This window comes from Pantoea sp. Seng (assembly GCF_009829935.1).
In the GTDB taxonomy this organism is placed as follows: Bacteria; Pseudomonadota; Gammaproteobacteria; order Enterobacterales; family Enterobacteriaceae; genus Pantoea; species Pantoea communis.
The window spans coordinates 46661-61324 of the sequence record NZ_SZZV01000022.1; the positions used below are offsets into that span (position 1 = coordinate 46661).

A 14664-nucleotide genomic window follows, 5' to 3' on the forward strand; every position below is an offset into this window, starting at 1 on the left:
ATGAGAAAAGTCTAGCGCGGAGTGAGGGGAGGCGGAACACGCAGCTTGTGCAGTGATAACCTGCACTGAACGCCTTGTTATGTCGCCCGACATCCAGCAGGATATTGACCATGAACATCACCGATCTGAATTTACTCACGGCGCTCGACGCGCTGCTCACTACCGGCAGCGTGGTGGGTGCCGCTCGCAAACTCAACCTAAGCGAGTCAGCGATGAGCCGTACGCTGGGCCGACTACGCAATGTGACGGGCGATGCGTTATTAGTGCGAGCCGGACGGCAGATGGTGCTGACCCCTTATGCAGAAGCGATACGGGAACGGACGCAGCGTACGTTGCGGGAAGCACATGCAGTGCTAAGCCCGGATGCTGAAACGCTGGATTTAGCACAGCTGAACCGATGTTTTAGGCTGCGCACCAACGAAGGCTTTGTCGAAGCGTTTGGCAGTGCGTTGATTGCTGCTGTGACCGCGCAGGCACCGAAGGTCGAGTTGGTCTTTGTGGCAAAGCCGGAGAAAAGTGATCGTGAATTGCGTGATGGCAGCATTGATATAGAGATTGGCGTGCTCGGCAATATGGGGCCAGAAATCCGCTTGCAGGCGCTGTTTCGCGATCGTTTTGTCGGCGTGGTACGCGCGGGCCATCCTTTGACACAGCAGATGGACATCACCCAATTAGCCCGATTTGGCCACATTGTGGCGTCTCGTCGCGCAGAGCGGGGTGGACCGATCCATGACGCCATTGAGCAAGCCGGATTGCAGCGCAAGGTTGTTGCTGTTGTGCCGGCTTTCTCTGCCGCTGTGGCGCTGGTGGTCGATTCGGATTGGGTGGCGCTGGTGCCCCGTTCGCTGGTTGCACATCACCCATTGATCGCTCACAGCCAGGCGTTAGCGATGGTTGAGTTGCCCTTTGCCACGTCGGAAATGACAGTGTCACAAATGTGGCATCCTCGACTGGAGAATGATGCCGCGCATCGCTGGTTGCGCGGCGTGGTGAAACAGGTTTGCGTTATGGCGCGAAACTGATCGGCGTAATGGCGGTAGGATCAAGTTGCTGACCGAATTTCGCTAACGTGGATGCCATTGGACAAAGCGTACCCACCTCGGTGACCCGACAGTCAGGCGTTCGCCACTCTTCACGCAACAGCGGATGCGCTTGATCGACAGACTGCAGATGATGAAGGTCATCGAGGCTTTGTGCCTGGAAGTAAACATGCAGCCATCGCTCGCCGCTCTGCTTATCGCGCCAGCGTTCAAACACCAGGCTACTGCCGGGGGGAATGTTGCCGCGCGTGTAGCCCGGCAAAGTCCAGGTGAAGCCCATCAACGTGCGCACCATCGCGATGTTAGTGTCATGTGCGACAAACAGCAGCCAGCGTGCATCCGGCACGGCTTCTGAAACGGGGCTGACACCCTGTTCAACACCCTGAATCATTTCATTCAGCAGAATGGAGCCACGCTTTTTCGCCGTATACAGCACGTCGTTACTGAGGTCGTAATTAGCGGTTAACAGCGGTAATACAGCGGTTATCTGTGTAGAGTGGGTGATATTGCCCCAGGCCAGTTGATCTGCCGGCAGGTTCTCACTCCAGCCCAGACGCAACGTCTCCACCATGCTGGCAAGAACACTCAATCCCTGCACATAGGTCTTGCCGCTCTTGCTCTGCTTGATCTGCCACGGTTTGTCAAAGACCGAGCAATCGCTACCTGGCTGACAGACAGCACTTTTTAATGCCTGAACGGCAGGTTGTAGCGCCTGCTGACGTGCGACCAGATTCCCCGTCGTAGCGGTCACGGCGGCAAGTTGTTGTGCGGGATCGGTATCGGTAGCCGGAAACGCTTCGGTCTGGAACAGGGGATCATCCTCACCCGCCACGTGATGCACCGTAACGCCACAGCCTGGAAATGCACCATCCACCAGCGCCTGGGCAGTGGCGCGGGTGCGTTGCAACGGGCTGGCGCGAACATACACCTCTTGTGCCTGTGGGCAGCCTGACGTCAATAAACCTAACTGACGATAGTGATCGCCTTCCCAGCGCCCCTTGTTCACCACGGCAGCGTAGCCATGCCCGGTCAACTCGCCATCGTGTGTGGTCCAGATGGTCCACGGGCGCTGAGTCGCCGCTTCAATCTCCTTACGGTTGCCAGACGTGGGTGGGCGAATACCATGTCGGCTTAGTTCCACGACCTTTTCCAGCTGATACCGCGCTTCAGCGTGTGCCGGTAGGGCGCTAAACCAGGACGCACCGGCAATCAACAGGCTGGCGGCAAAGTGATTTATACGAAGGTTCATCGTGATCCTTATACGAAATAGGGCGTTTATGCAGAACCGGGTGGGATAACACGCTGTGTTTAGGCACCGCGCACGGACCCGCGCCACACCACATCGGCCTGGTACAGCAAGCTGTCATGCTGTTGCTCGGTTTGCGGGGTAAAGCCGGTTTCATCGGCTTCGGTTTGCATCAGCCAGTTCACGGCATCGCGCGCAAACAGCTCAACCGGTTGGGCAAAGGTGGTGAGGTTATAGGAAGACCAGCCTGCCTGCGCGATGTTGTCATAGCCAATCAGGCACAAATCTTCCGGCACGCGCAGGGCGAAACGGTGGCGCGCTTCATCCATAAATCCGCAAGCAACCAGGTCGGTCACGCAAAACACGGCGTCGGGTCGTTGATGCTGAGTCAGCAATCGGTGGGCCAGAATCTGCCCGCTTTCATAAGAGGTGGAGCCAAAGCGCTCAACGGTAACCGTCATCCCAACGCGCTGCGCTTCGGCAACGAACGCCGCTTCCCGTTTCATCAGACTGGGTGTGCCCGCCAGGGAGTTAGCAAAGGCGAGGTGGCGACAGCCAGCACGCTGAAACGCCATCACCGCTGTGGCAGCGGCTCGCTGTGCATCCAGATTGATGCTGAGTGAACCGGGTAGTGCTTCATCGCGGTTAATCAAAATGATGCGCTGACCATGTTGATAACACTGACGCGTGATGGTGCGATCCGGCATACCGGAAAGGATGATCGAGGCGTCCGCACGGAAGTTAATCGCCTGCTGCAACGCGGCTGACACGCTGTTGTCGGAACGATCCGTATTGATCAGCATGGCAATTTTTCCCGCTTCCTGCAGAAACTGGGTTAGCCAGCGCACCAGGCTAGCGCGATAGGGTGTGGCGATCTCCGAGACTATCAAGCACACAATTCCACTGCGATTACGCACCAGGCCGCGCGCCAGATGGTTGACGTGATAGCCGAGTTCTTGCGCGGCTTTCATGACGCGGATTCGCATGGCAGAGGACACGCTGGCACCCGGTGTAAACACGCGTGATACCGCTGAGCGTGATACGCCAGCGCGTTCTGCCACATCCTGCGCACTGACCACGGTTTTCTCACTCTGCATGCTCAACTCCTGTGCAAACATCGATTGAAAAAGAGTCTGCCTCAAATTGCAAAGCTGTGCAAACCGTTCAGAATCTAATTTGTTGCATTTTTGTGACACAACCAATCAATTGCATCGCAAGCCATTTGACAGCTGTTTTTTTGTTCATTACTACTTTGCACAGATGTGCAAAAAAGGTGCCAGTGAAGCACCACCCTACAATCAAAGGAGAACACCATGCGAGCCACCTCAATCGCCGTCGCACTATCCCTCTCTTGTACTGTACTGCCTTTCGCTGCCTCTGCGGCGGGCAACCTCAACATGGTTTGTTCCGCTGACGTGGTGGTGTGTGAACACATGACACGTATCTTCAGCCAGAGCCATCCAGATATCAAAGTCAGTATGGTGCGTTTGTCGGCGGGGGAAGCGTATGCGCGTTTACGCAGTGAAGCGCGTAATCCGCGTACCGATATCTGGTGGGCCGGTACCGGCGATCCGCATATGCAGGCGGCCGATGAGGGGTTAACGCAAGTGTACAAATCTCCACTGCTTGACCAGCAGCAGGATTGGGCACAAAAACAGGCTGAAAACTCGGGCTATCGCACGGTGGGAATTTACGCGGGTGCACTGGGTTGGGGCTATAACACCAAACTGTTAGCCGATAAAAAACTGAAAGAACCCACTTGCTGGAAAGATCTGCTGGATCCCGGCTTTAAGGGGGAAATTCAAATCGCTAACCCTAACTCCTCCGGTACCGCCTACAACACACTGGCCACCCTGGTGCAAATTATGGGAGAGGAGCAGGCCTTCAATTACCTGAAAAAACTCAATGCCAACGTCTCGCAATACACCAAGTCCGGCTCCGCACCGGTGAAAGCCGCGGCGCGAGGTGAAACCACGGTCGGTATCGTGTTCATGCATGATGCCGTTGCAATGCAAGTGGATGGCTTCCCGATCAAAACCGTGGCGCCCTGTGAAGGCACAGGCTATGAAATCGGCTCAATGTCGATTGTGAAAGGGGCGCGCAACCTGGCCAATGCCAAGGTCTGGTACGACTGGGCGCTCAGTGCGGAGGCGCAGTCGCACATGAAGGAAGCGAAGTCCTTCCAGCTACCGTCAAATCGCAACGCGGAAATCTCGGAATACGCCCCGCGCTTCGAAAACATCAAACTGATCGATTACGACTTCAAAACCTATGGCGACTCCGCCAAGCGCAAAGCGCTGCTCAGCCGCTGGGATAAAGAGATTGGTGCCAGCGCACAGTGATGGCCTGACTGCGTGAACCCGCGCCACATCCTGCGAGATCCTATCCTTGCCGTGGCGCCTTTCAACACATCATTCCACTGCGAGCCGGAGAGGCAGACTCTCCCTCTTGAGGTGTTTTATGCATGCAAATAATCGTCGGCTTACCGGCGCACTGTTGATCGGCCTGGCATCTCTACTCTTGCTGCCGTGGTATAGCCTGGAAGCCGGCTTTTTTGATGGCGGCTGGTTGTTCAATTTGTGGCGCGATCCTGCTAATGCGCCCGCCTTGTGGCAGGTCAGCTCACATCCGTGGCTGGCGATTGCACTGACCTTGTTCGCGCTCTGTGCCGCGTGTGGATTACTTCCCTCTGGCGCGCGCAGCCGCCTGATGCTGTTATTTAGCGCACTGGGCGTCATTTTTCTGGTGATTGAAGGACATGCCATCGGCTACAGCGGCTGGAGCTGGTTATGGCTGGAAAACCGCTTCGGGGCACTGGAGCAGGGCCAACCGGCGATGGGCGCGGGTGCACTGCTGTTGATGACCACCTTTTTGCTGCTGTTTTCGTTTGCGCTGGCCGAGCGAGGCGTGTTGAAAGGCGATGCCTTTGTGGTGGCGTCCCTGGTATTACTGACCGCGCTGGTCAGTATTTTTGTGCTTTATCCGGTGCTGAGCATGTTTGTGGTCTCGGTGCAGGACGTTGATGGCAGTTTTAAACCCGACGGACTGATCAGCAATATTCAGGATCCTTCAATCTGGAGTCTGGCCTGTTTGAAAGGAGGCACCTGCGGTACGGCCTAGCGCACGCTGTGGCTGGCGCTGATGACGGCTTCTGGTTCTACGTTATTGGGGCTGGCCTTTGCGCTGGCCGCCACGCGCACGCCGCTGCCCTGTAAAAAAGCGCTGCGTATGCTGACCATTTTGCCGATTATCACGCCGCCGTTTGTGATTGGTCTGGCGCTGATTCTGCTGTTTGGCCGTTCAGGCGTGGTCACGGAATATCTGGCGGCGCTGTTTGGCATCGAACCTGGACGATGGCTGTATGGTTTAACCGGCATCTGGATTGCGCAGGTGCTGTCATTCACGCCTATCGCGTTTCTGGTGCTGATTGGTGTGGTCGAGGGGGTAAGCCCTTCACTGGAAGAAGCCTCACAAACGCTGCGCGCCAACCGCTGGCGCACCTTCAGCCGCATTTCCCTTCCTTTAATGGCGCCCGGTCTGGCCAACGCTTTCCTGATCAGCTTTATCGAAAGCATGGCTGATTTTGGTAACCCGATGGTGCTGGGCGGCAGTCACGGTGTGCTCTCCACCGAAATCTTCTTCTCGGTAGTCGGCGCGCAGAATGATCCCAGTCGGGCAGCGGTGCTGGCGATGATTTTACTCAGCTTCACCCTGGCGGCGTTCGTACTGCAGCGTTGGTGGTTGGGCGGCAAAAATTTCGCCACCGTCACTGGTAAGGGCGACGGCGGCAAACATGGTCAACTGCCCAGACTATTACGCTATGGCGTGTATGGCATGGTGATCCCGTGGGGGCTGTTCACGTTGGTGATTTACGGCATGATCGTCGTCGGTGGGTTTGTGCAGTCATGGGGGCTAAATGACGCCCTCACTGTCGAGCATTATGTGCGAGCTTTCCGTGTCAGCAGCAGTGACGGGCATCTGCTTTGGACCGGCGTGGCGTGGAACTCGTTCTGGACCACGCTGGAGATAGCGCTGATTGCCGCGCCGCTCACCGCGATTGTCGGCTTGCTCACCGCCTGGCTGATTGTGCGACAGAAGTTTGCCGGCCGTCAGACGTTTGAATTCTTGTTGATGCTGAGTTTCGCTATTCCGGGCACGGTGATTGGTGTGAGTTATGTGATGGCGTACAACTTGCCGCCGCTGGAGATCACCGGTACGGCTCTCATCCTGATTGCCTGCTTTGTGTTTCGTAATATGCCGGTGGGGGTGCGCGGGGGCATTGCGGCCATGAGCCAGCTGGATAAAAGTCTCGATGAAGCCTCACTGACGCTGGGTGCCAACAGTTTCCGCACACTGCGAAAAGTGGTGCTGCCGTTACTCAAACCGGCGATCAGCGCCGCATTGGTGTACGCCTTTGTCCGCGCCATCACTTCCATTAGTGCCGTGATCTTCCTCGTTAGTGCGCAATACAACATGGCGACCTCCTACATTGTCGGGCTGGTGGAAAACGGTGAGTACGGTGTGGCGATTGCTTACTCCACGGTATTGATTGTGGTGATGTTACTGATCATTGGCGTGTTTCAGTGGCTGGTCGGTGAGCGAAAATTGCGTCGTGTTGCCCGCCCCGCGGATATCGCTGTGCCGTCGACTTCAACTTCGTTAACTCAGGAGAGAACCGTATGACCAGTATCAATGCGGGTTCCGTGGTATTTGAGCATGTCACTAAACGTTTTGCGGGCTTCAACGCCTTACCAGATCTGTCACTGACGGTGGAACCTGGCACGCTGGTTACGCTGCTGGGCCCCTCTGGTTGCGGCAAGACCACCACGCTGCGCTTGCTGGCGGGGCTGGAACATCCCACCTCCGGGCGCATTCTGATTGGCGGCAAAGATGTAACACATTTGCCTGCCAACGAGCGCGATGTGGCAATGGTGTTCCAATCTTACGCGCTGTTTCCCCATATGAGCGCGCTCGACAACATCATGTATGGGCTTCAGTCCTCGGGAATGAACAAGCGGGAAGCGCAAGACCGGGCGCGCGAAGGATTGAAACTGGTGGGACTGGAAAACCAGGGCCAGCGATTGCCGTCTGAGCTTTCGGGCGGTCAGCAACAGCGTATTGCAGTGGCGCGTGCGCTGGTGCTGGAACCGCAGGTGCTTCTGCTGGATGAACCCTTATCCAATCTTGATGAACGTCTGCGTCGCCGTGTGCGCACCGATATTCGCGAGCTACAACAAAGGCTTGGCTTTACCGCAGTCTATGTCACGCACGATCAGGAAGAAGCTCTGGCGGTGTCTGATAAAATTATTGTCATGAAAGAGGGTGATATTGCCCAGCAAGGCGCACCAGAAAGCCTTTACCACGCCCCGAATTCGGTGTTCATCGCTGATTTTATGGGGGAAGCCAACATTCTGCCGTGCGAAGTCGAGCAAGTGGAGGGCAACGATGCGCTGGTGCGGCTGGGAAATCTGCGTTATCGCGTGCGCGGTAACGGCGTGCCAACCGGCTCGGCCCAATTGTCGGTGCGTCCGCAGTTTATTACGTTGCACAGCGATGGGCAGGGAGCCTTGCAAGGCGAAGTGACCCACAGCACATGGCTGGGTGATCACATCGAATATGAAGTGGCCACGCCGCTCGGTTCCTTGTTTATCGTTGATGCGCAGATGGAGCAGCGTCTGCCGCTGGCTTCTGCCGTGGCGATTGATTTTAAACCTCAGGGATTAGCCCTGATTGCCGGATAATTTAAGGACAGATAATGAGTGACACCGTGAATGACGCGCTGCTGGCACGTTTGATTTTGGCAGAGAAAGTGGCACGCGCAGGGGGCGAGAAGGCGCTGGAGTATTTCCATCATCGCGACACGCTGGTGGTCGAGACCAAGTATGATCTGCAGGATGTGGTGTCGCGCGCTGACCGCGAAGTCGAGCAGATGATCGATCAGCAGATTCGCGCCCAGTTTGCCGACGACGGTTTCCTGGGGGAAGAGTACGGATTGCAGGAAGGCACATCGGGATACACCTGGGTAGTTGATCCGATTGATGGCACCAGCCCATTTTTGAACGGCATGCCAAACTGGTGCGTCTCCGTCGCGGTACTGCATGACGGTGTGCCAGTGATCGGGGTGATCTATGCGCCCACCTATCAGGAGTGCTATGTGGCGGCGTTGGGGCAAGGCGCGACGTTAAATGGCCGTCGTTTGCAGGTTGATCCAACCCGCACGCTACAAAACCATGTCACTGGCTTTGGCGCTAACAGCCACGTTAGCCCTGTTGAAGTTGGCAATATTCTGGCCTCATTGCTGGAGGCCGGGGGCAACTTTATCCGTATCGGCTCTGGCGCATTGATGCTGGCGTGGGTGGCGGCTGGGCGCGTAGTGGGCTATTACGAACCCTATATGCACGCATGGGATTGTCTGGCGGGCTACTGCCTGGTGAAAGAGGCGGGCGGCTGGTATCACCCGTTCAATACCGAAGGCGAACGTTTGCTGAAAGGCGCTCAGGTGCTGGCGGTGGCGCCTGGCGCGGAAGCAGATTTGAAACGGATTGCGGGAATTTAAGCCTTATCCTCGTTGCCGGAAGCCGTTGCAGCAGCGGCTCCCGGCAAACGCTTTAATGGTCACTAAAGCTAATCGGCCCGCTATAACTCAGCAGCATTGCAATTCGACCCTGGCGATGCTGTTATAATCCATCACCATATTTACCGGGTCATCGCGTGTCGCTCTCCTCATCAGAATGGTTTAGCCGTAATGGCATTGAATGTTCGCGCGTGAACGCCACTGGCAGCCGCTTTCCACGTCATCTGCATGATGAATATGTAATTTGCGCTAACCTCAGCGGGCGCGAAGAGATTTGGCTCGATGGCAAAGTCTCTGACGTGTTTGCCGGGCAGGTGACGATTTATAATCCCAGCGCGATTCAGTCCTCCTTATTCAGCAATGATCCGGTAAGTTTTATCAGCATCCACTTGCCGCAGGTGATCTTATCCGAAATGTTTGACACCACCGCTGCGCCCGCTTTGCGCGAAGGGGTGTTCCATGACGCGCGGTTGTTTCAGGCGATCACTGAATTCGACCAGGCCGCGCGCGCAGGAGATGAGTTACTGCTGGAACAACAGCTGCTGTGGCTGTGTGGTGAACTGCTCGACGATAAAGAGAGTGCCGAACAGGGGGAAGTGCAGATTATCGAGCAGGTGAAGCAGTTTCTTGGTGAACACTTGCACGAGAAACCGCAACTGGATGTGCTGGCGCAACGTGCCGGGCTAAGTAAGTATCATCTGGTGCGTCGTTTCACCCAGCTCACCGGGCTGCCACCGTTGCAATACCATATGCAATTGCGGCTACAGCAGGCGCGGGAACTGTTGCGCCGTCGGGTACATCCGCAGGAAGCCGCGCTGCAACTGGGTTTTTACGATCAAAGCCACTTCATTAACGCCTTTCGCAAAGTAATGGGTACCACACCACACCATTACGCCCAGCAAATTGCCTCAGCCCAATACAAACTCCCGATAGCCTGACACCATCACATAGGCGGCGAAGTAGCAGAAGATCAGCGCCGAGGCGAGATAGGAGTATTTTAACAGGCGCTGCCCCAACAGCTTACCGCCCATGCTGCCCACCAGGCATAACACACAGGTCCAGACCACTCCCGCGATAAAGAACCCACCGAGGAAAGAAGAGGTGGCATTGACGCTGCCGTGCCCCATGCGAGCAATCAGTGCACCGCCCACGCTGGCAAACCATAAAATCGCCGTGGGAGATGACATCGCCAGCACCACGCCACGACTGAACTCTCGCAGTAACGAACGATAAGGCTGTTGCTCCGCTGGGGGTAACGCCGCATCTTTACGCAGTGCAGCGATCAACATTTTACCTGCGAACCACAGTAGTAATAATCCACCGCCAATCCACAACACCCAGCGTACCGCAGTAAACTGCAACACCACCGCCATGCCAGCCAGCGCCAGCACCGCATAAATCAGGTCGCCAATGCAGGTGCCAATCCCTAACCAAAAACCGTTAAAATAGCCACGCTGCATCGCGAGGGTAATCATGGCGATATTGGCCAGCCCAATATCAAGGCACAGCGATAAACTCAGCAGAAAACCATTTGAAAACTGCAGCATAGCAATAAGCCTGTCCTTATTTTTTTCTGTGGGCGGCATTAAACCACGGCACGAATCACACTGTATTGGAAAGAATTGCGCCACAGCGCCCGGAGCACCACGGCATTCGCTCCAGGATGAATCGTCTCTGCGTCTGGTTTTCTCGCCGTCGCAATTATGTTTATATGCATCCATCTGCCATCAACGACCAAACGCCATGAATCTTCGGGAAAAAATTGTCGGCCAGTTCAGTGAGCTGTCACCAGAACTGCAGCGCGCGGCTGAGTTCTCTCTGCAAAATGCCAATCAGCTGGTGGTGCAATCGATGCGCGCGTTTGCCGTTGAAGCCGGTGTGAAACCTGCCACGCTGCTGCGGCTGGCGCAGCGTTTGGGCTACAACGGCTGGGGCGAACTGAAAGATGCCTTCATTGATGACATTGGCCTGCGCAATGATACATACGTATCCAAGGCCGAAAAACTGATCGCCAAAGGAACACAGCCGCAGCTGTATGATGAGGTGTTTAGCGCGCATCAGGCCAATCTGGCCTTTACGCAAAACGAAAATCAGGCGGAAATGGAACAAGCTGTGACCCTGCTCGATGCGGCTGATAACGTCTATATCTGCGGCTTTCGCGCCAGTTTTCCCATTGCCTGGTCACTGTTTTATGTTTACCGACTCTTCAATCGTCAGGTCTCGTTGATTGATGGCCTCGCCAGTAATATCGAGGTGTTTACTCGTGAACTCACCGCCCAGGATTGTATACTGCTGACCAGCTTTGCGCCTTATTCTCGCGAGTCACTGGATGTGCTGCACGCCGCGCAGCAGTCAGGCGCAAAGATCATCGCGATTACCGATTCACCGGTTTCCCCGCTGGCGCAGGCCGCCGACTGCACCCTGTTATTCTCTATCTACAGTCCGTCGTTCTTCCCCTCAGTGGTCTCTGGCATGGGGCTGGCAGAGTGCTTACTGGCAATGCTGGTGGCGCGCCATGGCCGTGATGCTGTGCATAAAATCGAAAATGCCGAACGCTATCTCATTGAATCTGGAGCTTATGTGGTGCCTGGCAAATCCTGAGTGATGATTCATTTGTATCCGACATAAGAAAATAGAATGCATGTGAATCATTATTGCATTGACGTGATCCAAATGAATCCTGCAAGATGCGCTTAATCACCGTAGCGTATTCAGGAGCAGTACCCAGTATGAGCCACATTATTCACCGCAGTTTGCGCAGCACGCCCGCCGTGGCTGCTCGCGCCGAAGGGGCGTACATCTTCGATAAACAAGGAGAGCAGTATCTCGACGCCTGCGGTGGTGCTGCCGTTTCCTGCTTAGGCCACGCACATCCTGATGTGTTAGCCGCGATGCATCGTCAAATCGACCAACTGGCCTATGCTCACACCAGCTTTTTTACCAGCAACACCGTTGAGCAACTCGCTGAACAGTTGACGCGCACGGCGCCTGGCGATCTCAACTACGCCTATTTCGTTTCCGGTGGTTCGGAAGCCGTGGAAACCGCGCTGAAATTAGCGCGTCAATATTTCGTTGAAATCGGGCAGGCGTCACGTACCAAATTCATCGCGCGCAAGCAGAGCTATCACGGCAACACGCTGGGTGCATTGGCCGTCGGCGGCAATGAGTGGCGCCGTCGCCAGTTTGCCCCATTACTGATCGACGTGATTCGCGTGTCAGCCTGTAATGAATACCGCGATCTTCGTGCTGATGAAACGCAGCAGCAATACACCACGCGTCTGCTTAATGAACTGGAACAAGCAATTGTTGATGCCGGTCCGAATACCATTATTGGTTTCTGCGCTGAAACGGTAGTGGGTGCCACCACCGGCGCGACTCCGCCGACGCCGGGTTATCTGAGAGGCGTGCGCGCACTGTGCGATAAATACGGCATCCTGTATATCGCCGATGAGGTGATGTGCGGTATGGGACGCACCGGGACGTTGCACGCGTTTGAACAAGATGATGTGGTGCCGGATCTGGTCACTATCGCCAAAGGGTTGGGTGGCGGTTATCAGCCGATTGGTGCCGTGCTGGCCAGCGAAAAGATCGTCTCAGCACTCCAGTCGGGCAGTGGTCTGTTCCAGCACGGTCATACTTATATTTGCCACGCTACGGCGGCTTCAGCGGCACTGGCCGTCCAACAGGTGATTGAACGCGATAACCTGCTCGATGCGGTGAAGCAGCAGGGCGCGTATCTGCAAAATGCTTTGCGTGAAGTGCTGGGCGCATTACCGCATGTGGGCGACACACGTGGGCGCGGCTTATTTGCCGGCGTGGAACTGGTGCGCGATAAAAAGAGCAAAACCCCGTTCGATCCTGCACTGAAACTACATGCTGGCATTAAAGCCAACTGTATGGCTCGAGGCCTGATGGTGTATCCGATGGGCGGCACCATTGACGGGCAGTATGGCGACCACATCCTGATTGCTCCGCCATTTATTATTACGCCGAGCCAGCTCGATTTTGTGGTGGATACGCTGGCAACCGTGATACGTGAGGAGACCGGTAAATTATGATTAATCGTTTGCCGCCGCTGGCGGAGCACGAGTGGGACGACCAGCAACGTCCACTGGCAGAAGAGATCATAAACGGGCCACGTGGTGCGCTGCTTCCACCCTTTGAACCACTGCTGCGCAGCCCTGAGCTGATGGCGCACGCGCAGCGCATGGGAGAGTACCTGCGCTATCGCAGCGCGCTCGGTCAGCGCTTATCGGAACTGGCGATTCTCATGACGGCGCGTCACTGGTCGCAGCCGGTGGAGTGGGCGATTCATGCGCCCATCGCCCGGGAAAAGGGCATATCCGGCGCTGCCGTGCAGGCCATTAATGAGAAGCGCCTGCCCGATGACTTAAAGCCGGATGAGTGGGTGATTTACCACTTTTGCCAGCAACTGCATCAACAGCAAAAAGTCACTGACGCCACCTGGCAGCAAGCCATCGATTTATGGGGTGAAAAGGGCGTGGTGGATCTGATTGGCATTAACGGTTATTACAGCTTCCTCTCGATGATCATGAACGGCGCACAGACGCCTGCTCCAGATTCTTCAGACATTCTTTTGCAAAGTGCATCAATATGAAAAAAATCGCAATCCATGGTTCCGCCTTCGAAATTGGTCAGCAACTGGGTGAATTTGGCCGTGAAGCCTGGCATCAAAAGCTGACGCTCACCGCACTCTGGCAGACAGTGACAGCCATGAAAGACGCCGACCAAACGGTGGCCATGCGCGCGTTGGTCCAGGCGCACTATCCGCTGATCTGGCAGGAGCTGGAAGGGCTGGCCGCAGGATTACAGGCGCCGATTGAGGAGGTTTTTGCCTGGAACTGCCGTGGCGATTTAGTACGTTCAACCTCGGATGGATGTACCACCGTGGCGGGACAGCGTGCTGATGGCGTGTTAACTATCGCGCACAATGAAGATGGTTTTCCTCAATTACGCGATGACTGTGCCATCGTCAGCATCCGTCCGGATAGTGGGATGGCGTTCACCAGCTTTGCTTATCCGGGGTCGATTTGCGGTCATACCGTTGCCGTAAACGAGAAGGGCGTGGTGAATACGGTGAATAATATTCGTGCACTGCATCGTCCGGAAGGAGTGCCGCGTCAAATCCTGGCCCGCGCCGCGTTGAATGCGGCCACGCTGGATGAGGCCATCGCAATCCTGACCACACCACCGCGCGCCGGATCGTTCCACCATACGCTCGGACAGATGGGCGATAGCCGTCTGTTTAGTGTGGAAGCCACGGGGTCGGGTTGCTCCGTAACGCCACTGACCGCAGTGTTCGCCCATGCCAATCACCTGATTCATCCGCAACTTGATGACGTGGAACAGGTGATCACTGCCAGCTCCGGATCACGCCAGCAGCGGTTAATTGAGTGGCTGGAGACGGAATCGCAGCTGGATGGCGATGCAGCAAAAGCGATTCTCTCTGACCAGCATGATGCGGTGCTGCCCATTTATCGCCTTTCGCTGAACGATCCGGATGAAGAGAACACCCTGGCGACAGCGGTATTTACGCTGCATACCAAACAAGTTGACTGGCAGATATTTACCTTGAATCGTGATGAGCCAGAATTTAAAGGCACGATTTCCTAAAAACTAATCTGCTATATTGTGAACCCGGTCACCCTGGCCGGGCGCTATTCAAATTAATCCCACTATAGTCGTTAAACATTCCGATTATGGTGGGGTACGAAAATGAATAGAAATAAAAAAGCCACATTCAGCGGTTTAGCATCAAACATAACCATGGCATTATCCTTAGC

The 14664-nt window shown here is 55.6% G+C and carries 12 protein-coding genes and 1 pseudogene; 10 read left to right on the forward strand and 3 right to left on the reverse strand.

All coding sequences use genetic code 11. The features are described 5' to 3' along the window. Positions 1–110: 110 nt before the first annotated feature. Complete coding sequence (locus FD737_RS20000; RefSeq protein WP_160834383.1) at positions 111–1022, forward strand: LysR family transcriptional regulator; 912 nt, start codon at positions 111–113, stop codon at positions 1020–1022. On the opposite strand, the gene FD737_RS20005 is transcribed toward FD737_RS20000, so the two are convergent. Further along, a complete protein-coding gene (locus tag FD737_RS20005) occupies positions 1006–2289 on the reverse strand; it encodes a histidine-type phosphatase (protein ID WP_160834384.1) in 1284 nt (427 codons plus the stop codon). The two genes, FD737_RS20000 and FD737_RS20005, sit on opposite strands and share 17 nt — an antisense overlap. 59 nt (positions 2290–2348) lie before the next feature. Then, positions 2349–3383, reverse strand: coding sequence for a LacI family DNA-binding transcriptional regulator (locus FD737_RS20010; protein WP_097118855.1), 1035 nt, complete (start codon positions 3381–3383; stop codon positions 2349–2351). A 216-nt stretch (positions 3384–3599) separates the two neighbouring features. On the opposite strand from FD737_RS20010, the gene FD737_RS20015 reads away from it, so the two are divergent. The 5 genes and pseudogenes from FD737_RS20015 (at position 3600) to FD737_RS20035 (ending at position 9798) form a co-directional block, all read left to right on the forward strand. Beyond that, on the forward strand, positions 3600–4628 hold the full coding sequence (locus FD737_RS20015) for an ABC transporter substrate-binding protein (protein ID WP_160834385.1): 1029 nt from the start codon (positions 3600–3602) through the stop codon (positions 4626–4628). Positions 4629–4746: 118 nt separating this feature from the next. Continuing rightward, positions 4747–6969, forward strand: a pseudogene (locus FD737_RS20020) (ABC transporter permease). Continuing rightward, the gene (locus tag FD737_RS20025) at positions 6966–8027 is read left to right on the forward strand and encodes an ABC transporter ATP-binding protein (protein WP_160834386.1); all 1062 of its coding nucleotides are present in this window, start codon (positions 6966–6968) and stop codon (positions 8025–8027) included. Before FD737_RS20020 ends, FD737_RS20025 begins: the two are co-directional and overlap by 4 nt. 14 nt (positions 8028–8041) lie before the next feature. After that, entirely contained in the window at positions 8042–8842 is an 801-nt protein-coding gene (locus FD737_RS20030; protein WP_160834387.1) for an inositol monophosphatase family protein, read from the forward strand. Positions 8843–8997: 155 nt separating this feature from the next. Next, a complete protein-coding gene (locus FD737_RS20035; RefSeq protein ID WP_160834388.1) occupies positions 8998–9798 on the forward strand; it encodes an AraC family transcriptional regulator in 801 nt (266 codons plus the stop codon). Here FD737_RS20035 and FD737_RS20040 read toward each other — a convergent pair. After that, on the reverse strand, positions 9769–10407 hold the full coding sequence (locus FD737_RS20040; RefSeq protein WP_160834389.1) for a LysE family translocator: 639 nt from the start codon (positions 10405–10407) through the stop codon (positions 9769–9771). The genes FD737_RS20035 and FD737_RS20040 overlap by 30 nt on opposite strands. 196 nt (positions 10408–10603) lie before the next feature. Here FD737_RS20040 and FD737_RS20045 point away from each other — a divergent pair, with 196 nt between their 5' ends. The 4 genes from FD737_RS20045 to FD737_RS20060 all read left to right on the forward strand — a co-directional run bounded on the left by FD737_RS20045 (position 10604) and on the right by FD737_RS20060 (position 14494). Further along, positions 10604–11461, forward strand: a complete 858-nt coding sequence (locus FD737_RS20045) for a MurR/RpiR family transcriptional regulator (RefSeq protein WP_160834390.1) — start codon at positions 10604–10606, stop codon at positions 11459–11461. Between the two features lie 128 nt (positions 11462–11589). Then, a complete protein-coding gene (locus tag FD737_RS20050) occupies positions 11590–12918 on the forward strand; it encodes an aspartate aminotransferase family protein (protein ID WP_160834391.1) in 1329 nt (442 codons plus the stop codon). Beyond that, a complete protein-coding gene (locus tag FD737_RS20055) occupies positions 12915–13478 on the forward strand; it encodes a carboxymuconolactone decarboxylase family protein (RefSeq protein WP_202404617.1) in 564 nt (187 codons plus the stop codon). The genes FD737_RS20050 and FD737_RS20055 overlap by 4 nt, the downstream gene beginning before the upstream one ends. Further along, positions 13475–14494, forward strand: coding sequence for a C45 family peptidase (locus FD737_RS20060; protein ID WP_160834392.1), 1020 nt, complete (start codon positions 13475–13477; stop codon positions 14492–14494). Before FD737_RS20055 ends, FD737_RS20060 begins: the two co-directional genes overlap by 4 nt. The last annotated feature ends 170 nt before the right edge of the window (positions 14495–14664 follow it).